The organism is Nocardiopsis sp. NPDC006139, from assembly GCF_040614155.1.
Lineage (GTDB): Bacteria > Actinomycetota > Actinomycetes > Streptosporangiales > Streptosporangiaceae > Nocardiopsis > Nocardiopsis changdeensis.
This window is the reverse complement of record NZ_JBEXTT010000003.1, coordinates 163,892-183,703: the sequence shown is the minus strand read 5'-3', so window position 1 is coordinate 183,703 and position 19,812 is coordinate 163,892. Positions and strand designations below refer to the sequence as shown.

General features: G+C 73.2%; 17 protein-coding genes. 8 read left to right on the top strand and 9 right to left on the bottom strand.

Annotation, left to right across the window (positions count from 1 at the left end; all coding sequences use genetic code 11):
* Positions 1-36: 36 nt before the first annotated feature.
* Positions 37-1,887 carry a molecular chaperone DnaK gene (gene dnaK / locus ABZ249_RS05255; protein ID WP_220564380.1) on the bottom strand — a complete coding sequence of 617 codons (1,851 nt, stop codon included), beginning with the start codon at positions 1,885-1,887 and terminating at the stop codon, positions 37-39.
* Between the two features lie 342 nt (positions 1,888-2,229).
* On the opposite strand from dnaK, the gene ABZ249_RS05250 reads away from it, so the two are divergent.
* Together ABZ249_RS05250 and ABZ249_RS05245 are read left to right on the top strand one after the other, a co-directional pair.
* Complete coding sequence (locus tag ABZ249_RS05250; RefSeq protein WP_355257542.1) at positions 2,230-3,066, top strand: sensor domain-containing protein; 837 nt, start codon at positions 2,230-2,232, stop codon at positions 3,064-3,066.
* Positions 3,067-3,468: 402 nt separating this feature from the next.
* Positions 3,469-5,670: a (Fe-S)-binding protein gene (locus ABZ249_RS05245; protein ID WP_355257539.1), complete on the top strand. Its 2,202-nt coding sequence runs from the start codon at positions 3,469-3,471 to the stop codon at positions 5,668-5,670.
* Positions 5,671-5,697: 27 nt separating this feature from the next.
* On the opposite strand, the gene ABZ249_RS05240 is transcribed toward ABZ249_RS05245, so the two are convergent.
* Positions 5,698-6,363, bottom strand: a complete 666-nt coding sequence (locus ABZ249_RS05240) for a DUF998 domain-containing protein (RefSeq protein WP_355257536.1) — start codon at positions 6,361-6,363, stop codon at positions 5,698-5,700.
* Between the two features lie 625 nt (positions 6,364-6,988).
* Between ABZ249_RS05240 and ABZ249_RS05235 the strand changes: the two genes are divergently transcribed.
* From ABZ249_RS05235 to ABZ249_RS05220, 4 genes are all read left to right on the top strand, one after another.
* A complete protein-coding gene (locus tag ABZ249_RS05235; protein WP_355257533.1) occupies positions 6,989-7,978 on the top strand; it encodes an ABC transporter ATP-binding protein in 990 nt (329 codons plus the stop codon).
* 39 nt (positions 7,979-8,017) lie between these two features.
* On the top strand, positions 8,018-8,860 hold the full coding sequence (locus tag ABZ249_RS05230; protein WP_220564385.1) for an ABC transporter permease: 843 nt from the start codon (positions 8,018-8,020) through the stop codon (positions 8,858-8,860).
* A gap of 70 nt (positions 8,861-8,930) precedes the next feature.
* Entirely contained in the window at positions 8,931-10,142 is a 1,212-nt protein-coding gene (locus ABZ249_RS05225; RefSeq protein ID WP_355257529.1) for a histidine kinase, read from the top strand.
* Entirely contained in the window at positions 10,139-11,338 is a 1,200-nt protein-coding gene (locus tag ABZ249_RS05220; protein ID WP_355257526.1) for a histidine kinase, read from the top strand. Before ABZ249_RS05225 ends, ABZ249_RS05220 begins: the two co-directional genes overlap by 4 nt.
* Before the next feature lie 2 nt (positions 11,339-11,340).
* Here the strand turns inward: ABZ249_RS05220 and ABZ249_RS05215 are convergent, their stop codons facing one another.
* A complete protein-coding gene (locus ABZ249_RS05215; RefSeq protein WP_355257523.1) occupies positions 11,341-11,520 on the bottom strand; it encodes a hypothetical protein in 180 nt (59 codons plus the stop codon).
* A gap of 310 nt (positions 11,521-11,830) precedes the next feature.
* Here ABZ249_RS05215 and ABZ249_RS05210 point away from each other — a divergent pair, with 310 nt between their 5' ends.
* Together ABZ249_RS05210 and ABZ249_RS05205 are read left to right on the top strand one after the other, a co-directional pair.
* Entirely contained in the window at positions 11,831-12,022 is a 192-nt protein-coding gene (locus ABZ249_RS05210; protein ID WP_220564388.1) for a hypothetical protein, read from the top strand.
* Positions 12,023-12,187: 165 nt separating this feature from the next.
* Positions 12,188-12,841: a response regulator transcription factor gene (locus ABZ249_RS05205; protein ID WP_355257520.1), complete on the top strand. Its 654-nt coding sequence runs from the start codon at positions 12,188-12,190 to the stop codon at positions 12,839-12,841.
* 26 nt (positions 12,842-12,867) lie between these two features.
* On the opposite strand, the gene ABZ249_RS05200 is transcribed toward ABZ249_RS05205, so the two are convergent.
* Genes ABZ249_RS05200 through ABZ249_RS05175 form a run of 6 tightly spaced genes read right to left on the bottom strand, consistent with a single transcriptional unit; the run spans position 12,868 to position 19,794 of the window.
* Positions 12,868-14,655 carry an ABC transporter ATP-binding protein gene (locus tag ABZ249_RS05200; RefSeq protein ID WP_355257517.1) on the bottom strand — a complete coding sequence of 596 codons (1,788 nt, stop codon included), beginning with the start codon at positions 14,653-14,655 and terminating at the stop codon, positions 12,868-12,870.
* Positions 14,652-15,959 (bottom strand): pitrilysin family protein, encoded by a 1,308-nt coding sequence (locus tag ABZ249_RS05195; RefSeq protein ID WP_355257514.1) that lies wholly within the window; start codon positions 15,957-15,959, stop codon positions 14,652-14,654. Before ABZ249_RS05195 ends, ABZ249_RS05200 begins: the two co-directional genes overlap by 4 nt.
* Positions 15,959-17,245, bottom strand: a complete 1,287-nt coding sequence (locus tag ABZ249_RS05190) for a pitrilysin family protein (RefSeq protein WP_355257511.1) — start codon at positions 17,243-17,245, stop codon at positions 15,959-15,961. The genes ABZ249_RS05195 and ABZ249_RS05190 overlap by 1 nt, the downstream gene beginning before the upstream one ends.
* Entirely contained in the window at positions 17,242-18,195 is a 954-nt protein-coding gene (locus ABZ249_RS05185) for a hypothetical protein (protein WP_355257508.1), read from the bottom strand. The genes ABZ249_RS05190 and ABZ249_RS05185 overlap by 4 nt, the downstream gene beginning before the upstream one ends.
* A complete protein-coding gene (locus ABZ249_RS05180; protein WP_355257505.1) occupies positions 18,189-18,806 on the bottom strand; it encodes a flavoprotein in 618 nt (205 codons plus the stop codon). Before ABZ249_RS05180 ends, ABZ249_RS05185 begins: the two co-directional genes overlap by 7 nt.
* Complete coding sequence (locus ABZ249_RS05175) at positions 18,799-19,794, bottom strand: LLM class flavin-dependent oxidoreductase (RefSeq protein WP_355257502.1); 996 nt, start codon at positions 19,792-19,794, stop codon at positions 18,799-18,801. The genes ABZ249_RS05180 and ABZ249_RS05175 overlap by 8 nt, the downstream gene beginning before the upstream one ends.
* Positions 19,795-19,812: the final 18 nt, after the last annotated feature.

Here is a 19,812-nt window from a genome sequence, read left to right as displayed (position 1 = left end):
CTGGGACGCGCCCTCCTTCCTCTCGGCCGAAGCGGGTCAGGACCGGTCGCCCTTGTTGTCCTCGTCGACGATCTCGGCGTCGACGACGTCGGCGTCGTCCGCCGAGGCGTCGGAGGCGGACTCGCCGGCGGCACCGTCGGCGCCCTGCTGCTGGCCCTGGCTGTAGATCGCCGAACCGATCTTCTGGCTGGCCAGCGCGACCTTCTCGCTCGCCGTGCGGATGGTGTCGACGTCCGACCCCTCCAGGGCGGTCTTCAGGTCGGCCAGCGCGGCCTCGGTCTCCGAGCGCACGTCCGCCGGGATCTTGTCCTCGTTGTCCTTGATGACCTTCTCGGTCTGGAACACGAGGGACTCGGCGTTGTTGCGGACCTCGGCGCTCTCGCGGCGCTTGCGGTCGTCCTCGGCGTACTGCTCGGCCTCGCGGACCATCTTGTCGATGTCGTCCTTGGACATCGCCGAACCGCCGGAGATGGTGACGGACTGCTCGCGGCCGGTGCCCAGGTCCTTGGCGGTGACGTTGACGATGCCGTTGGCGTCGATGTCGAAGGCCACCTCGATCTGCGGGACGCCGCGCGGCGCCGGGGGCAGACCGGTCAGGTCGAAGACGCCCAGCTTCTTGTTGTCGCGGGCCATCTCGCGCTCGCCCTGGTAGACCTGGATCTGCACGGACGGCTGGTTGTCGTCGGCCGTCGTGAAGATCTCGGAGCGCTTGGTCGGGATGGTCGTGTTGCGCTCGATGAGCTTGGTGAACACGCCGCCCTTGGTCTCGATGCCCAGGGACAGCGGGGTCACGTCCAGCAGCAGGACGTCCTTGACCTCGCCCTTGAGGACGCCGGCCTGGAGCGCGGCGCCGATGGCCACGACCTCGTCGGGGTTGACGCCCTTGTTGGGCTCCTTGCCGCCGGTCAGCTCCTTGACGAGCTCGACGATGGCGGGCATGCGGGTGGAGCCGCCGACCAGCACCACGTGCTCGATCTCGCTCAGGCTGATGCCCGCGTCCTTGATGACCTGCTGGAACGGGATCTTGGTCCGCTCGACCAGGTCGGCGGTCAGCCGCTGGAACTCGGCGCGGGTGAGCTTCTCGTCCAGGTGCAGCGGGCCCTCCGCCGAGGCGGTGATGTAGGGCAGGTTGATCTGCGTCTCGCTGGAGGAGGACAGCTCGATCTTGGCCTTCTCCGCGGCCTCGCGCAGGCGCTGGAGCGCCATCTTGTCCTTGGAGAGGTCCACGCCGTTGGCGTTCTTGAACTTCTCGACCAGCCAGTCGACGATCGCCTGGTCCCAGTCGTCGCCGCCCAGGTGGTTGTCGCCGTTGGTGGCCTTGACCTCGACCACGCCGTCGCCGACCTCCAGCAGGGAGACGTCGAAGGTGCCGCCACCGAGGTCGTAGACGAGGATCGTGGCCTCGTCCTCCTTCTCCAGGTGGTAGGCGAGGGCGGCGGAGGTGGGCTCGTTGATGATGCGCAGGACGTTGAGGCCCGCGATGGTGCCGGCCTCCTTGGTGGCCTGGCGCTGGGAGTCGCTGAAGTAGGCGGGGACGGTGATGACGGCGTCGGTCACGTCCTCGCCGAGGTAGGCCTCGGCGTCGCGCTTGAGCTTCTGCAGGATGAAGGCGCTGATCTGCTGGGGGTTGAAGGTCTTGTCGTCGATCTTCACCGTCCAGTCGGTGCCGATGTGGCGCTTGACCGACCGGATGGTGCGGTCGACGTTGGTGACCGCCTGGCGCTTGGCGACCTCGCCGACGAGGACCTCACCGTTCTTGGCGAAGGCGACGACGGACGGGGTGGTGCGGGAGCCCTCGGCGTTGGTGATGACCGTGGGCTCACCGCCCTCCAGGACCGCGACACAGGAGTTCGTCGTACCGAGGTCGATTCCGACCGCACGTGCCATGTTGCTTCCTCCGTCAAAGTTGAGTCGTTCGGGCGTAAGTTTGCTTCGTCCGGCGAGGGTTGTCAAGTCAGTTGAGTCGAGGCGACTCAAGTTACTTTCTACGACCTGACAACGAGCGACCCTGCGGGGTTGTTCCCGACTCCGGCGGGTTTCACGAGGAAGATGACGGAACCCCGGGGGAACCCGGGGGGATCCTTGACCGTGACTCGGGGTCGACCCCGGGGAGAACCGGGGACGGGTCGGGGGTGGTGTGCGCACCACTCCCGATACGGGGGGCCGCGACCCGCGAAAGGGGTGCGCGCGGCCCCGACGGGACGGGGGCCGCGGCCGTAGCTTCGGGGCATGGACACAACGGCCCACCCGTCGCCCTCCACCACCCTCAACGGACGCCTGCGGCGCGGTCCCGCCCACCCGTCGCCCTCCACCACCCTCAACGGACGCCTGCGGCGCGGTCCCGCCCACCCGTCGCCCACCGCCACCCTCAACGGACGCCTGGGGCACGGCTCTCCCGCCCCCCGTCCCTGGCCCGTGCGGCTCCTCGCCGACACCCGGCACACGCTCCTCGGCCTGCCCCTCGCCGTGGTCTCGTTCTCCCTGATCGTCACCGGCCTGGCCGCCGGGCTGGGCGCCGCGGTCGCCGGGGTGGGGCTGTTCATCCTGGTGGGCACCCTCTACGCGGCCCGCGGGATCGCCCACGTGGACCGGATCCGCCTCGCCGACCTCACCGGCGGTCCCGTCCTGCGCGCCCCCTACCGCGCCCCCGCCCCCGGCGCCGGACCGCTGCGCCGGGCACTGGCCCCGCTGGCCTGCGGGCGCAGCTGGCTGGAGGCGCTGCACGCGGTGGTGCGCTTCCCGGTCGCCCTGGTCGCCTTCGTCGTCACGGTCACCTGGTGGGCCGGCGCGCTGGCCGGCCTGCTCTACCCGCTCTGGGGGTGGTCGCTGTACACGATCCCCGGGTACACCGACCTGGGCTCGCAGCTGTCGATGGACCACCCGCTGGTCGCCACCGCCCTGCTGCACATGGCCGCGGGCGCGCTGTTCCTGCTCACCCTGCCCGCGGTGGTGCGCGCCTGCGCCTACGCCGACGCCTCCGTCGGCCGGGCGCTGCTGCTCCTGCCGGAGGACCCCCGGGTGCGCGTGTACACCGCCCCGGCGGACCGCGTCCCCGCCGGGATCTGACCGCCCGGCCCCGGCCCCGGCTCCGTGGCCGGGGCCCTCGCCGCCGCGAACGCGCTCCCCCGCAGGGGTGGCCCGCCGCTCCGCGCCCGTCGGCCCCGGCCAGCGGGCGCCGTCGTGCGGGGCCGGTGGGATGACCGATGCCGGGTGGTGCGGGGGAGCGGTGGAATGGGCGGACGCGGTGCGCGCGGGGGCGCCGCGGGGCGCCGCCGCGGCGCGTGTCACGGGGTGAACAGGGTGGACCCGCGTGGTTTCGTTGCGGCAGGAGTCACTAGCGTTGCCCCTGCGCGGTCGGGGTTTCCCGCAGAGCCGGTGGCCGTCGCATGATTACCCGCTAGTAACATAGATTTCGACCGCCGGTGTGTGGCGCACCGGCCGACGCAGCAGGATGGGAGGCCACGGGCGATGCTGTACCTGACACTGGGCATCATCACCTCGGTCCTCGCCGTGGTCGCCTTCACCATGTTCGGTCTGGCAGTCCGCCAGATCGTGCGGACCGTGAACGTGGGCCGACCGGTGGAGGCCGAGCGCAAGGGGCCGTTCGGACAACGGCTCACGATGGCGATCATCGAGATCGTCGGCCACGGCAGGATGCTCAAGCGGCCCTGGGTGGGTGTGGCCCACTGGTTCGTGATGGTCTCCTTCCCCCTGCTGGTCTTCACGGTCATCGAGGCGCAGGGCGAGGTCTTCGACCCGCACTTCCACCTGCCGTTGATCTACGACTGGACGGTCTACGGCCTGGCCATCGAGCTGATCGCCGGGGCCAGCCTCGTCGGCATCCTGGGCCTGACCGCGTACCGGGTGCTCAACCGCCCCGCGCGCAAGGGCCGCGACTCGCGGTTCATGCACTCCAAGCAGTGGACCGGCTACTACGTCGAGGCGTACATCATCGGCCTGCTCCTCGCGATCTTCGCGATCCGCGGGCTCAAGGCCGCCACGGACACCTTCCCGTTCCCGGTCTGGGCCACCCCGATCTCCCACGCGGTCGGCGCGGTCATGCCCGGCGAGGCGGCGGTCGCCGACCCCGCGATCGCCCTGATCGCGGCGTTCAAGCTGATCATCAGCTACGCGTTCTTCATGGTCCTGGCGCTCCAGCTCACCATGGGCGTGGGCTGGCACCGCTTCATCGCCCCGGTCAACATCTACTTCAAGCGCAACGCCGACGGCTCCCCGTCGCTGGGCGCCGCCAAGCAGATGATGAACAAGGACGGGAGCGCGCCCCTGGACTTCGAGGAGGCCGACCCCGACGAGGACCCGTTCGGCGCGGGCAAGATCGAGGACTTCACCTGGAAGGGCCTCCTCGACTTCACCACCTGCACCGAGTGCGGCCGCTGCCAGTCCCAGTGCCCCGCCTGGAACACCGGCAAGCCCCTCTCCCCGAAGAAGGTCATCCTCGACCTCCAGCGGCACGCCTACGAGAAGGCCCCGTACCTGCTCCAGGGCATCAACGCCGAGACCCTCGCGGAGAAGCCCGACGACAGCCACGCCGGCGTCGACGTCCTCGCCCTCCTGGAGAAGCCGCTGGTCGGCACCGAGGAGGAGGGTGGCGTCATCCACCCCGACGAGCTGTGGGCCTGCACCAACTGCGGCGCCTGCGTCGAGCAGTGCCCGGTGGACATCGAGCACATCGACCACATCCTCGACATGCGCCGCTACCAGGTCATGGTCGAGTCCAACTTCCCGTCCGAGGCCAACACCCTCCTGAAGAACCTGGAGAACAAGGCCAACCCGTGGGGCATGTCCGAGGACAAGCGCATGGACTGGATCGAGGAGCTGGCCTCCCAGGAGAACCCGGTCGAGGTGCAGGTCGTCGACGACAAGCTCGACGCGGACACCGAGTACCTGTTCTGGGTCGGCTGCGCCGGCGCCCTGGAGGACCGGGCCAAGAAGACCACCAAGGCCATCGCCGAGCTGCTGGACATCGCGGGCGTCAAGTTCGCCGTCCTGGGCGGCATGGAGGCGTGCACCGGCGACCCGGCGCGTCGTCTCGGCATGGAGTACGTCTTCCAGATGCTGGCCCAGCAGAACGTCGAGACCCTCAACGAGGCCGGCGTCACCAAGATCGTGGCCAGCTGCCCGCACTGCTTCAACACCCTCGCCAACGAGTACCCGCAGCTCGGCGGCACCTACGAGGTCGTCCACCACAGCCAGCTGCTGGCCAAGCTGGTGGACGAGGGCAGGCTGACCCCGGTCGAGTCCATCGACGAGAACATCACCTACCACGACCCGTGCTTCCTGGGCCGCCACAACAAGGTGTACACGCCGCCGCGCGACATCATGGCGAAGGTGCCGGGCGTCAAGACGCAGGAGATGCACCGCCACAAGGAGCGGGGCTTCTGCTGCGGCGCCGGCGGCGCCCGCATGTGGATGGAGGAGCGGATCGGCAAGCGCATCAACACCGAGCGGGTGGACGAGGCGCTGACCACCAACCCCGACACCGTGTCCACCGCGTGCCCGTTCTGCCAGGTCATGCTGGGTGACGCGATCAACGAGAAGAAGTCGCAGGGCGAGGCGAAGGAGACCCTCGAGGTCGTCGACGTCTCCCAGCTGCTGCTGCGCTCGATCAAGGGCGGCAAGCCGCAGGAGGCCGAGCCCGCCGACGCCTAGGAGTCGGCCGGACCCGGCAGGGGGCGCTCACCGAGGGGTGGGCGCCCCCCGCGTCTTCTCCGAGCGGAGCAGCAGCAGGGCCAGCACCGCGATCCAGGCGAACCCGACCAGCAGGGACGCCCGCTGGTAGAGCCCGCCCACGGCGACCAGGCCGGGGTTCTGCTGGAAGCCGGCGCTCGCCCACAGGAAGCAGGCGAAGAAGGCGGCCGCGGTGAGCACCGAGTACCCGGCGACCACCCAGCGCCGGTCGGCCAGGGACCGCAGGGCGTAGAGCACGCAGGCCAGCGGCAGCCCGAAGAAGAACAGCGCGGACGCCGCGTCGTGCAGGACGCCCAGCGGTGTGTAGACCAGCTCGTGGGGGGTGCCCGGCGGGTAGCCGCTGACGGGGTCGGTGCGGAACAGCCCGGCGCCGACCAGGCCGGCGCCGCACAGGCCCAGCAGCCACGGGACGGGCCCGGTGCGGCCGGCGCGGCCGAGTTCGCGCCCGGCGCCGACCGCGAAGGCCGTGAGCAGCGCGCCGGTGAGCAGGAAGTTCAGTACCTGGACCCCGCCCGCCCCGTTGAGCGCCAGCGAGCTGACCGGGTGCCGGGCCAGGGAGTATTCGGGCCGCAGCAGACCCGCCAGGGTGGACACCCCGAGGAAGAGGGGGCCTGCGGCGACCCCGCACCACAGGAGCCCGCGGTTGGGTGACATGGACATCCTTCGTCGTCGTGGACAAGGGGACCACAGTAGGCTCGGCCCCGCCGGTCCGGAAAGTCCGGTCGCGGCCCTTTCCGGGTGGAGCCGGCCGCCGGTCGTCAGAGGAGATGCCGCGGGGCGGCCGTCGGTTGGGGGACCTTCGCCGGGATCGGGGGCCGGACGGGAACTCCAAATAACGGACCGTTTACGGGACGGGCGGCCGCAGGCCCGTATATGCGGAACTGCGGAAAGGCCGAAAATCACGTCCCGGACACCCGGCGCGGCGGGGTTTGGCGGGTCAGGACCGGGTTTCCGGTTATTCCTCCCGCGCGCATCGGGCGGGGAAATCACCCATCGGATATGACTTCCTGGGAAAAGATCACGGGGAACCCCGAAAGGGCGGAGTTCGCGCCCCACGCCCCGTGTTTTTCGTGTAGAACTCTTACCAGCACCCCCGACCGGGCGCCCGGCGCCCACCCGGGGTGTTGCCGCCCGTACGCGGTGAGGAAGGGGCGCGTGCGGGCGGCACCCCGTGCCCGGGACCCGTGACATCTGTCATCGTCGGCCCCGGTGGATTCCCACACGCGATCGGTGACAACGGCGTCTGTGGCCCCGGCCCCGGTTCCGGGAGTCTGGAGCCATGACGACGACGAGCACCGAATCCCTCTCCGACCGCACCGCCCCCGACGGCCCGGCGGTGGTCGTCCGCGACCTGCACCAGCACTACGGCGACTTCGAGGCGGTCAAGGGCATCTCCTTCGAGATCCGCCCCGGCGAGCTGTTCGCCCTGCTGGGCACCAACGGCGCCGGCAAGACCACCACCATCGAGACGCTGGAGGGCTTCCGGCGCCCCAGCTCCGGAACCCTGCGGGTGTTCGGCACCGACCCCTACGGCCAGCCCGCCGCCCTGCGCGGCCGCACCGGCGCCGTCCTCCAGGGCAACGGCCTGATGGAGGACCTCACGGTCCGGGAGTCCCTCGTCCTCGCCCACGATTTGGTCTCCGACCCCCGCGACGCCGACGAGCTGCTGGAGCTGGTCGCCCTCACCGACAAGGCCCGCATCCCGGTCCGCCAGCTCTCCGGCGGGCAGAAGCGCCGCCTCATCCTCGCCCAGGCCCTGGTCGCCCGGCCCGAGGTGCTCTACCTCGACGAGCCCACCACCGGCATGGACCCCGAGGCCCGGCACACCACCTGGCGGATCATCTCCGAGCTCAAGCGGCAGGGGGTCGCGGTCCTGCTCACCACCCACTACCTGGAGGAGGCCGAGCGCCTGGCCGACCGGCTCGCCATCATGCACCGCGGCGAGATCCGGGTCGAGGGCACCCTGGAGGACGTCCTCGCCTCCTGGGGCGACCGGGTCACCTTCCGGGTGCCGGAGGAGGTCGGCACCGACGACCTGCCCGAGCCGTCCGGGGCCGAGGCCGCGGTGCGGACCCGCGACGGGCGGCTGTGGGCCACCTACACCGTCAGCGGCGCCGACGTCGAATCGCGGGCGCACCGGGTGGTCTCCGAGCTCGTCGCCTGGGCCGCCGAGCGCGGCGTGGTCCTGCGCAACCTCCAGGTGCGCGGCGCCTCCCTGGAGGACGTCTTCCTCCAGGTCGCCGGCGCCACCGGCCTCGCCGAGCAGTAACCCTTCCCCCGCCGACCTTCCGCACCCGGAGCGCATCCCATGACCCTCACCGCCGAACCCGCCACCGCCGTCCGCCCGCCCGCCATGAGCCCGGTACGCCAGACGCTGCGCCTGGCCCGCACCGAGTTCACCCTCTTCGTCCGCTACAAGACCGCCTGGATGTTCCTGGGCCTGGCGGTGTTCATGTTCCTCGTCCCGATGAACCTGCCCGACGACCCCGTCATGGGCGACATCGGCAGCGCCGACCTCGCCATGATCGCCGCGATGGGCAGCATCGGCCTGATCATCGGCATCGGCCACCCCTCGAACGTGTTCACCGCCCGCCGCGAGTCGCTCGTCCTCAAGCAGCTGCGGGTCAACGGGGTCACCCAGGGCGCGCTGTTCGGGGCGGTGGTGCTGCTGGTGGTCCTCATGTCCCTGGCCATCGCCGTGCTGGGCGCCGCCCTGATCTACGCCAACTCCGGCTCGCTGCCGCAGGACCCGGTCATGCTGGTGCTCGCCATCACGCTCAGCGCCGTCTCCATGAGCTTCCTGGGCCTGTGCGTCACCCCGCTGGCGCGCACCGCCGAGTCCGCCCAGATGGCCTCGATGGTGCCGATGATGTTCCTGCTCTTCGCGGGCGGCAACATCCTTCCGACCAGCATGTTCCCGGACCCGCTCGTCGAGGTGCTGGGCTTCCTGCCCTCCACCGCCGCGGGCCAGCTCGCCCAGGCCTCCTACACCGGCTACGACGTCTTCTCGGGCTACGCGTCCGCCGCCCCGGCCGGGTTCGGGGAGCTGTGGGCCGCGGCCGTGCCCGCCGTCGGCCTGCTGCTGCTGTGGACGCTCCTGTTCGCCGTGCTGGCCTTCCGCACCTTCCGCTGGGACCCCCGTCAGGCATGACGCCCCGGCACCCGGCCCGGTACCGCCCGCCCCGTCCGGGGCGGGCGTTCCCATGGGGGAGACTCGAACGGTGAACCAGGAGACCGCGTCCCCGAGCGCCGCGCAGCGGCGCCACCTGCGGACGGCCCGCCGGATGACCACCTACACGGTGTTCGTGACGCCCGTGATCGTGGTCCTGTGGCCCGTGATCGAGTTCGTCCAGACGCGCATGCACGGCAACCCCGGCTGGCCGGAGGCCGTGTCCCTGGTCCTGCTCACCGGCTCCTCCGTGTGCATGGGACCCCTCCTGGTCGACCGGATGCGCGGGGAGGCGGCCCCGGACACGCGCCTGTACGTCGCTTCGGTGCTCCTGGCCTGGTCGGGGGCGCTGTTCCTGCGGGTCGAGGTGTACATGGTCTCCGCCCTGGGCGCGTGGCTGTCGGTCATGCTGCACCTGCACCGCGACGGGCGCCGGTCCGCCCTGCTGGGACTGCTGACCGCCCTGGTCCCGTGGATCGCCTGGCCGTTCCTGTACCCGAACTCCCACGCCGGGGTGTTCGCGGTCTTCTGGGCGGGCGGGGTCCTCATGTGGGCCCTCTTCTACCTGGGCTGCACCGTCTCCTTCCGGCTCTGGGACATCGTGCGCGACGCCTTCGCGGCCCAGGAGGCCAAGGCCCGGCTGGCGGTGGCCGAGGAGCGGCTGCGGTTCACCCGCGACCTCCAGGACCTGCTGGGGCAGGACCTGAGCGTGCTGGCGACCCGGGCCGCGCGGGCGGAGCGGAACGTGTCCCGGGCCCCGGAGGAGGCCCGCGCCGAGGCGGCCGAGGTGCACGCGCTGGCCCGCGACGCGCTGCGCCGGGTCCGCGCCGCGGTCAGCGGCTACCGGGAGCTGGACCTGGCCGAGGAGGTGCGCTCGGTGACGGCGGCCCTGGAGGCCGACGGGACCCGGACCACCGTGACGGGGCTGGGCGGCCTGGACCCCTCCCCGGCGGAGGCGTCCCTGGCGGCCTGGGTGGTGCGCGAGGTCGGCACCGACGTGCTCCGGCGCAGCGGCGCCACCCGCTGCCGCATCGCCTTCTCCCGGGACCCCGGCACCGGGCGGGCGGTGGTGGAGGTCTCCGACGACCGGGCCCGCCGGGGAGGGGAGACCGGACCCGCCGGTGTGACGGACGGGCTGGCCGACCGGGTGGGCCGGGAGGGCGGCACCCTGGCGGCGGTGCGCACGGAGGACGGCGGCCACCTCCTGCGCGTCCACCTGCCCGCCGGCGCGACCCCCTCTTCCGAAGCCGAGGAGAACCGTTGACCTCCCCCCGCGAACGCGAGGGCGCGCCGGCGCCCTCCGAGGACCGGCACGACCGCACGATGCGCTTCGCCCGCCTGATCATCATGGTCACGATGGGCATGGTGGCGATGATGCTGGGCGGCATCCCGCTCTTCGAGGTCGTCTTCTCCGGGCCGTCGGACGACCCGTGGCGGCCGCTGGCCGCCCTGGGCACGTCGCTCCCCCTGACCGTGCTGGTCCTGCTGCTGATGCGGGACCGGATCGACGGCCGCAGGGTCCCCGACCCCCTCCTCTACTGGGGGTCGCTCGCCCTGCTCGCCGCCACCTCCGTCCTGCTCCGGGACGCGATGCTGACGATGGGCCTGTACGCCTCCTGGTGGTCCGTGGGTGTGTTCGCGGCCCCGCGCCGCTGGGGGGTCCCCGTCACGCTGGTGCTGCTGGCGGCCCCGTGGGCGATCTACCTCACCGAGAGGCCGGACCTCCCCTTCGCCTCCCACCTGCTCTTCTGGGCCGGGGCCATCCTGTGGGCGCTGCTGATGGCCTCCGGCTCCATGGCCACCATCTGGCTGTGGGACATCACCCGGCAGGCGGTGGAGGGGCAGTCCGCCCGGGCCCGGCTGGCGGTCACCGAGGAACGGCTGCGGTTCGCCCGCGACATGCACGATCTGCTCGGGCACAGCCTGTCGGCGCTGGCGGTCAAGGCCGAGCTGGCCGGGCGGCTCGTCGACCGGGCGCCCGAACGCGCGGAGAAGGAGCTGCGCGAGGTCCACGGCCTCGCCCGGGAGGCGCTGGGCCAGGTGCGCGCGGCGGTCGACGGGTACCGGGAGCCGGACCTGGCCGAGGAGGTCGCCTCGGTGCGCGGTGTCCTGGAGACGGCCGGGGTCCGGGTGGAGGTCACCGGACTGGAGGACCTGGAATGCGCGGAGGTCCCCGCCGGAGCGACCGCGCCGATCGCGTGGGCGGTGCGCGAGGGCGGCACCAACGTGCTGCGGCACAGCGACGCCACTCGCTGCCGGATCGACTTCTCCCTGGTCGGCGGGGAGGGCGGCCGGGCCCTGGTGGTGGAGATGTCCAATGACGGGGCCCGCGACGGCGACGGCGGCAGGGGCAACGGCCTGAGCGGGCTGTCCGAGCGGCTGTCGGCGGCGGGCGGCGGGCTCACGGCGGCGCGCACGCGCGAGGGCGGGTTCCTGCTGCGCGCCGTACTGCCCCTCTGACCTCAGCGGGCCCGGGCCGGGCCCTCGGGGGCGGGGGCCAGCCCCAGCACCCGGTCCAGCTCCTCCCGGGCCAGGCGGCGGTCGGCGTGGGCGGCGGCGGCGAGCACCTCCGCGTACAGCTCGATCTCGTCGAGCGCGACGTGGTCGTGCAGCGGAGCGGGCCGGTGCGGTTCGGATGCCACACGCGTTCACCCCCCGGGGGGTACAGAGGTGTCCTGGACGGGCGCAGGCCCCCTGGGGAGCGGACGGTGGAGGGCACGGGAACCCGTCCGGAGGACCCGGACCCAGGGTACGCGGCCCCCTCCGGGACCCGCATGACCCGGGAGGACCAGTGCCGGGACCACCCGGTCCGACCAGGAGGACGGGACCCTCCGGTCCACCCGTCACTCTTCTCCCACCACCCGCTCACTTTTCGCATTCGTGTGATCGTGCTGTGAAGGCCCCGGGAGATCGTGGGGGTGACCGCAAAGGGCATACGGGAGGAGAAACACCATGGCCCAGAACAAGGGAACCCCGCGCAAGGTACTGATCGGAGCCGCCATCGCGGTGCTCGCCGCGAGCGCCGCCGTCGCCGTCCTCGACCCGTTCCCGGGCGCCCAGCTGGGCGCCGGGCTGGTCGGGGCCGTCGCCCTCGTCGCCTTCGCCGTGCTGTCGGTCGGCGGCCGCAACTCCGTCAAGGCCTGACCCGAACGAAACCGTCCGGCCCGTCCTCCCCGCCCCGGGGGACGGGCCCTTTCGCGTCCCCGCCGCCGCGGCCGCCCTCACACGCCGCGCGTTCCTGTGATGGCGGCGCGACCCGCGGCCGTGAACCTCGGCTCAGATGTCTCGGCGCACGGGAGAGGAACGGCGATGAACGCACACGAGGCGAAGACCGTCCGCATCGGCCTGCACCTGGGCGGAGCACTGCTGGCCCGGCGCATCCGCGCGGTGCTGGCGGGGCGCGACTGGTCGGTGACCGAGCTCGGCGCCGCACCCGGCCCCGGGGAGCTGGAAGGCCTGGACGTCCTGCTGCTGCGCAGCGGCGCGATCGCCGGGCTGCCCGGCCGCCGCGAGCACCCCGGCCCGGCCTGCGTCGTCTTACTGGAGGGCGAGTCCGACCCGCGCTTCGTCGAGGTGGCCCGCTGGGGCGCCCACGCCATCGTGGACCGGGACGACCTGGACGGCAACATCACCCACGCCATCGAACAGGCCCTGGCCGGGGCGGTGTGGATCTCGCCGACCTTCGCCGGCCGGTGGATGGAGCTGATGCCGCCGATCCTGAGAGCCGACCTCGGCGCGGCCGAGCCCCTGTTCGGGGAGAGCCTGACCCGGCGCGAGCAGGAGGTGCTGGACCTGCTCACCCAGGGCCTGTCCAACTCGCAGATCGCCGACCGGCTCATCCTCAGCACCGGGGCGATCAAGTTCCATGTCTCCAACCTGCTGCGCAAGTTCGGCTGCGACCGCCGCTCCCAGCTCATCGCCCGGCACGGCGCGGGCGCCGGGCGTGTCCGGACCGCGGTCTGAACACGCCCGGCGCCCGGGGCGCGGGGTCAGCCCTGCGCACCGGCCCCCACCGGGGCGGCCTCGGCGCCGGCGAACTGGTGCATGGACAGCTCCATGTACAGCTCGTCGGACTCCACCAGCTCCTCGTGGGTGCCCGTCGACCGGATGCGGCCGCGCTCCAGGACCAGGATGCGGTCCGCCTCGCGCACGGTCGCCAGCCGGTGGGCGATCACCATCACGGTGGTGATCCGCGACGCCTCCCGGATGGTCTCCTGGAGGGCCTGCTCGTTGATCGAGTCGAGCTGGGAGGTGGCCTCGTCCAGCAGGAGCAGCCGGGGACGGCGCAGCAGGGCCCGGGCGATCGCCACCCGCTGGCGCTCGCCGCCGGAGAGGGCGACGCCGCGGTGGCCGACCAGGGTGTCCAGCCCGTTCTCCAGCCGGCCGACCAGCCCCTCCAGGCGGGTGCGGGAGATGATGTCGGCCAGCTCCTCCTCGGTGGCCTCGGGGGCGGCCATCAGCAGGTTCTCGCGCAGGGTGCCGGAGAGCACCGGGGCCTCCTGCTCCACGTACCCGATCCCGGCGCGCAACCGGTCCAGCGGCCACTCGGTGATGTCCCGGCCGTCCATCCGGACGCTGCCGGCCTGGGGCTCGTAGAACCGCTCGACCAGTGAGAAGACCGTGCTCTTGCCCGCCGCGGAGGGGCCGACGAACGCGGTCATGCCCCCGGCGGGGACGTCGAAGGTCAGCTCCTCGAACAGGGGCACCTGCGGGTCGTACCCGAACCGCACGTTGCGGAAGGACACCGACGCGGGCCGGTCGGCGGACGCCGGGGTCCAGCTCCCGGCGCCGGTCTCCTCCTCGTTCGGCATCGCCTGGACCTCGCGGATGCGCTGGAGCGAGGCCAGGCCCGCCTGGAGGCCGCTGATCGAGCTGGTCAGCTGGGTGATCGGACCGGTCAGGTAGAAGAGGTACAGCAGGAACGCCACCAGGACGGACAGGTCCAGGCCGCCGGTGGCGGCGCGGGCCCCGCCCACACCCAGGATGATGAGGAACGACACCTGGACCAGCAGCCCGGTGGACATGCTCCCGGCGGAGAACCACACCGCGGCCCGCTTCCCCTGCTGGAGCGCCCGCTCGGAGGCGGCCGTCACGACGGCGATCTCGCGCTCCTCCGAACCGCTGGCCTTGATGGTGCGCAGCGAGTTCAGCGACCGCTCCAGGGTCGAGCCCATCTCGCCCAGGGCCTCCTGGACGTTCAGGCTGGCCCGCCGGATGCGCGGCACGACGGCCCCGAACGCGAAGCCGACCACCACGACCACGGCCAGCAGCAGGGCCAGCAGCCCCAGGTCGAGGTAGCCCATGAGGACGATGATGCCGACGAACTGGAGCGCGCCGATGAACAGGTCCACCAGGTCGCGGGTGGTCGCGGTGCGCAGCTGGTTGCTGTCGGACACCACCCGGGAGAGCAGGTCGCCGGGGCTGCCGTGGTCGAGCACCGACATGCGCAGCCGCATGATGCGCCGCACCAGGTCGCGGCGCACCCCGTGCACGATGCCCTCGGCCGTGCGCTCGGTCAGGTAGTTGCCGACGGAGGCCAGGACCGTCGCGAACACCAGCAGCGCGGACAGCACCAGGATGAGCGCGACGTCGGGGCCCCCGCCCACCGCCATCCCGTCCAGGAAGTACTTGGCGACCATCGGCTGGGCCAGGGTGAGCAGCGCGGCGACGGTGGTGATCAGGCCGCCGGACCACAGGGCGAGGGAGTGCGGCCGGGCGTAGGACAGCAGGCCGCGCAGGCCCACCGGGGGTTCGGGTGCGGGCGCGTCGGTGTTCACAGGACGACCTCCTCGGCCGGTTGGTGGGGTGTGGTGGGTGCGGTGAGCGGCTCCGGGGTTCCGAGTAGGGAGGCGTCGCCACAGACGATCCCGGTGAAGCGTTCGGGACGGAAGAACTCCCGGGAGACGTCCACGACCTCGTCGTGGGTCACCCGGGCCAGCTGGTCGGCGAAGTCGGCGAGCCGCATGGGGTCCTCGCCGTTCAGGGCCATGTCCATGAGGCTGCCGGTGACCTCGGCCAGCGAGGTCAGGCGGGTGCGCATGCATCCGGCGGCGAACCGCTGCGCCGCGCGGAACTCCTCCTCCGTGGGCGGGTCCAGGACCATCCCGGACAGCTCCTCGGCGATCCCGGCCAGGACCGGGCCGGCGGTGGCCGCCGCGGTCTCGGCCTCCACCGCGATGAGGTTCGCGCCGGGGAAGGAGTCGACGTAGGCGTTGACGCCGTACACGTAGCCGTGGTCGTTGCGCAGGTTGCGGCTGAGGCGGGTGGACACGGCCCCGCCGCTGAGGGTGTTCAGGGCCAGGAACAGGGGCGCGTAGCGGTCGTCCTCGCTGGACACCGCGTCGGCGCGCAGTCTCACGTGGGCCCGGTCGGTGCCGGGGACGTGGACCACGGCGGGCGCGCCCGGGGCCAGCGCGGGGACGGGGGGCACGACCCACCCGGGGGCGGGGGAGTCCCAGCCGCCGAAGGCGCCGTGGACGGCCGCGAAGACCTCCTCGGCGTCCAGGGAGCCGCCCACGACGAGCAGCATCGCCCCCCGGGGGCCCCAGGTACCCGCGGGGACCCGCAGGTCCTCGGCGGAGGGCTCGGCGGGCAGCGGGTGGCGCCCGGCGCCCGCCCGGTTGCCCGCCAGGTGGTCCCCGTAGAGCCCCCGGTACAGGCCGTCGACCGCCCGGTGCTGGGGGTACGCGGCGGACGCCTCCAGCAGGGCGCGCTGGCGCCCGTACTCCCGCTCCGCCTCCCCGGGGTCGATGTCGGGTGAGCGCACCGCCTCGGCCAGGTAGCGCAGCGTCCGGTCGAGGTCGGCGGTGCCGCAGCCCCCCGACAGGACGGTCGCCCAGGGCGAGGCGGAGCCGTGCACCTCCACGGCGGAGGACTCCAGGTCCTCGCGGGAGGTGTCGCCCGCCCCGGTGTGCAGGACGGCGAGCGAGGCCCGCAGCTGGGCCCGGAACAGCTCGCCGGGCGTCCGGCTCGTCCCGGGGACCACCATCCGCAGCTCCGCCAGGGGGGTGTCCCCGTGCGGCAGGCAGCACACGCGCAGCCCGTTGGGCAGGGTCCGGCTCCGCAGGTCGTGGACGCGCATCAGTGTTCCCCTCCTTCTCCGGGGGAGAGCACCAGCAGGGCGCGGTGCTCCCGGGTCAGCAGCCGGGCGGCGGCGGCGACGTCCTCGGCGGTCGCCTCCGTGAAGCCGCGGTGGACGGTCGCCGGCAGGTCGCCGTCGCCGAACAGCAGCTCACCGCGGCCGACCGCGCGGGTGCGGGCGGCGAGCTGGTCGGTCCGGCGGTGGAAGGCGGCCAGCCGCCGGGCCCGCGCCCGGGCCAGCTCGGTGTCCGTGGGGCCGTGCTCGGCCAGCCGCCCGACCTGCCCGCGGACGGCGTCGAGGATCACGTCGCGCTCCACGTCGGCGGGGTGGACCGCGGACAGGACCCACATGTCGGGGTCGCGCGCGTCCAGCAGGTCGAAGAGCCCGTCGCGGGCCGACACCCCCAGGGCCTGCCCGGTGACCTCCGCCAGGCGGCGCGGCACCAGCGCCCCGGGGCCGCCGGCCAGCAGCTCGGCGACCAGGGCCAGACCGAAGTGCGCCGCCGGGTCGACCGCGGCGTCGGGGGTCCGGTAGCCGAGGGCGAACCCGGGCCGGGCCGCCAGCGGGTCGTGCGCGGTGCCCGTCACGGTCCCCTCGGGCTCCGGCTCCCAGTGGTGCGGGCGCGGCGGTGCGGGCCGGGCCGGGAGCGTCCCGAAGTGGGCCTCGGCCAGGTCCAGCGCCCGCAGCGGGTCGATGTCGCCGCTGACGGTCAGCACCGCGTTGGACGCCGTGCAGTACTCCTCCAGGAAGCCCCGGCAGTCCTCCAGCGTGGCCCGGGACAGCGCCGCCGGGTCGCCGAACCCGTCGTGGGCGTTGGCGTAGGACCGGAACAGCACCGGCGACAGCGACGGCCACGGGAACCGGCCGTAGGGCTTGCGGCCCTTGGCACCGATCTCCTCCTCGATGACCCGGATCTGGGTGCGCAGACCCGCCTCGGTGATCTCCGGCTCGCGGACGCGCCGGGCCTCCAGGGCCAGCATCTCCTCGGCGTGGTCGGAGGGGACGACGGTGTAGTAGTCGGTGTAGTCCTGCCGGGTGGAGGCGTTGCAGAACCCGCCCAGGGCCTCGATGCCGGTGAAGTGCCCGGCCGCGCCGTCGCCCTGGAACAGCAGGTGCTCCACCAGGTGGGCGAGCCCGGGGAACTCCGGGGGGTCGGACCGGAAGCCGGTGCCGAAGTGCAGGGCGATCCCCACGGCGCTCACCGAGCGCAGCGGGAGGACGCGGACGCGCAGCCCGTTGGACAGGGTCCGGTGCAGGGTGCGCGGCGGTGCGGTGGCGGTGGTCATCGCCGGGTGTCCTCCGTTCCGATGGTTCCGGTGGTGTGGTCCAGCAGCCCGGCCCCGTGCCGGTCGAAGGCGTCGGCCACCACCTCCAGGTGGGAGTCGACCGACGCGTGCCAGCCCACGTAGGCGCAGAAGTCGTGCACGTGGACCAGGACCCGCAGGGCGGCGTAGCGCCCGACCGCGTCCAGGTCCGGGCCGGGCCCGTACCCGGCGAGCAGGCGGTCCAGCAGGCGGCCCACCTCCTCCCGGGAGGCCGGTACGACCTCGCGGTGCTCCACCAGCTCCCCGGCCAGCCATCCGAGGTCGAACTCGGCCGGGCCCACCGCCAGCTCCTCGCCGGTGAGCAGGACGCCCTCGGACCCGGAGGAGACCGAGGGGATGAGCACTCCCAGGCCGGGCGCCCCGTGCAGCAGGGCGCCGGGGACGTCCCGGCCGTACCGGGCCAGGTCCTCGCACCACTCCCGGGCCAGGTCGAGCCGCCGTCGGCCCAGCACCCGCCCGGCGACCCGGTGCAGGTGGGCGGCGGCGTGCGGTCCCCGGCCGCTCTCCAGCCACCGCAGCAGCCGGGCGGGACCCTGCGGGGACGCCAGGACGGGCTCGGCGGGGACCGGCAGGGCGTGGATGCGGGACAGCAGTTCGCCGGTCCCGGTCATCAGGCCGCCCGGGCCGGTGACGTCCGCCTCCTCCTGGAGCATCCGCTTGGCCACCGAGGACGGGCCGGGGGCGGAGAAGACCCGCCAGGTCTGCCCCGGGTCGGGCGGCAGGTCCACCCGGGCCCGGACGGAGCCGGGCAGGTCCTCCAGGGGCCGGCGCAGCCGGATGGGGGCGGTGCCGATGGGCACCGAGCGGTCGATGCCGCTGTTGCGGATCCACACGAACCCGTCGGTGATGGTGTGCAGCACGGTCGTGTGCACGTAGGCGGTGCCGAAGTCGTCGACGATCCTGGTCAGCACGGCGTCCCCACCCCCACCAGGGCGCGGCGCAGTGACTCCACGCCGGTCAGGACGTCGGGCAGCGGGGCGGCGACGGCGGCGTCGTAGCCGCCGGTGTGCGCGCTCATCCCCGGGACCGGGTCGACCACCACCACGTTGTCGCGCTCGCGCAGCGCCTCCACGTGCTTGCGGTACACCAGCGATCCGGCCGCGCCCGGGGGCACGGACGGCGCGACGGCCACCGGCGCGGACGTGCACTGGAGCGCGAGCATCGCCGGGGTGTCGCCCAGGCCCACGGCGAACCGGGCCAGGAAGTGGAACGACGCCGGGTAGACGATGACGGCGTCCGGCCAGACGGCCAGGTCCACGTGCAGCGGCTTCTCGGTGGGGTCGTCGGACCAGGCGTCCACCAGCACCGGGTTGGGCTCCATCGCGGTGAGCGCGGTGTGGGACACGAACCGGGTCGCCGACGAGGTCAGCACCACCCGGCGGCGCAGCCGCGGGTAGCCCATGCTCAGCCAGGGGGACCAGGACGTCATGTGGGTGGCCGCCAGCGAGCCGGTCACGATGACCAGCAGGCGTTCGGCCCCGAGTTCGGGGAACAGGTCGGGGTGCGGTGCCTCCTCAGCCACGGAGCTCCTCCCATGCCTGGGCGATCTCCCGGACGTCGGCGACGGCCGAGCGGATGCCCTCGGTGTTCACGACCCCGGCGGGGTTGACGACGATCTCGCTCACCCCGGCGTGCTCGTAGTCGAGCAGGCCCTTGGCGACCTCCTCCGGGGTCCCGTACAGGTACACGCCCTTGTCGACCAGGGCGGCGGCGCCCGACTCGGGGTCGGCGGGGTCGGCCGGCACCCCCGCCCTGCGCAGCATCTCGGTGTAGTGCGGCAGGCCCAGGTGGGTGCTCGCCCCGCGCAGCGCCAGCCGCCGCGGGTCGCGGCCCGGGCGCGCGATCGCCGCGTGGACCACGGTGGCGATCCGCGGCGGGGCGGGCCGCCCGGCCCGTGCGGCGCCCTCGGCCAGCGCCGGGGCGATGGTGTCGTGCACGTGGTGGGCGGGGGTCAGCCACGTGATGGCGACGTCGGCCGCGCCCCCGGCTCGGCGGGCCATCCCGCTGCGCAGCACGCCCAGGCCCACCTCGACGCGGGGGAACCGGCCGATCTCCGGCAGGACCAGGCCCTCGCCCTGGTGGAACGCCTCGTTCACGGACTCCTCGGCCGGGCCGCCGTCGAGCAGGTCGCGGACGGCCAGGGCGTACTCGGCGGAGGTCCGCGCCGGGGTGTCGTAGGGCCGCCCGCGCAGCGCGCCGACCAGGCCCGGGGTGGCCGGGCCGTAGCCCACCACCACGGGCTTGCCGGTGATGCGGGCCAGGCTGCGGGCCTGGACGGCCGCCTCGAAGGGGTGCCGCAGCGGCATCAGGGTGACGCCGATGCCGACGGGGACGCGGTGGCCGCGCCCGGCCAGGTAGGCCAGTACCTGGTGGGTCTCGGCGTTCAGGGACTGCCCCATCCACAGCCGGTGCAGGGCGGTCTCCTGGACCAGCTTCGCCACGGGTTCGACGAGCTGGGGGCGTTCGGGCTGTTGGGGCTGGATCACGCTCAGGTGCGCTCGGGCCGACATGGCGATCTCTTCCTTCCG

Excerpts from the sequence above, each read along its gene's own strand:
- ABZ249_RS05205 (WP_355257520.1), top strand. The coding sequence starts at position 12,188 with ATGAACGCACACGAGGCGAAGACCGTCCGCATCGGCCTGCACCTGGGC.
- ABZ249_RS05190 (WP_355257511.1), bottom strand. The coding sequence starts at position 17,245 with ATGACCACCGCCACCGCACCGCCGCGCACCCTGCACCGGACCCTGTCC.
- ABZ249_RS05235 (WP_355257533.1), top strand. The coding sequence starts at position 6,989 with ATGACGACGACGAGCACCGAATCCCTCTCCGACCGCACCGCCCCCGAC.
- ABZ249_RS05245 (WP_355257539.1), top strand. The coding sequence starts at position 3,469 with ATGCTGTACCTGACACTGGGCATCATCACCTCGGTCCTCGCCGTGGTC.
- ABZ249_RS05210 (WP_220564388.1), top strand. The coding sequence starts at position 11,831 with ATGGCCCAGAACAAGGGAACCCCGCGCAAGGTACTGATCGGAGCCGCC.
- ABZ249_RS05195 (WP_355257514.1), bottom strand. The coding sequence starts at position 15,959 with ATGCGCGTCCACGACCTGCGGAGCCGGACCCTGCCCAACGGGCTGCGC.
- ABZ249_RS05250 (WP_355257542.1), top strand. The coding sequence starts at position 2,230 with ATGGACACAACGGCCCACCCGTCGCCCTCCACCACCCTCAACGGACGC.
- dnaK (WP_220564380.1), bottom strand. The coding sequence starts at position 1,887 with ATGGCACGTGCGGTCGGAATCGACCTCGGTACGACGAACTCCTGTGTC.
- ABZ249_RS05240 (WP_355257536.1), bottom strand. The coding sequence starts at position 6,363 with ATGTCACCCAACCGCGGGCTCCTGTGGTGCGGGGTCGCCGCAGGCCCC.
- ABZ249_RS05175 (WP_355257502.1), bottom strand. The coding sequence starts at position 19,794 with ATGTCGGCCCGAGCGCACCTGAGCGTGATCCAGCCCCAACAGCCCGAA.
- ABZ249_RS05230 (WP_220564385.1), top strand. The coding sequence starts at position 8,018 with ATGACCCTCACCGCCGAACCCGCCACCGCCGTCCGCCCGCCCGCCATG.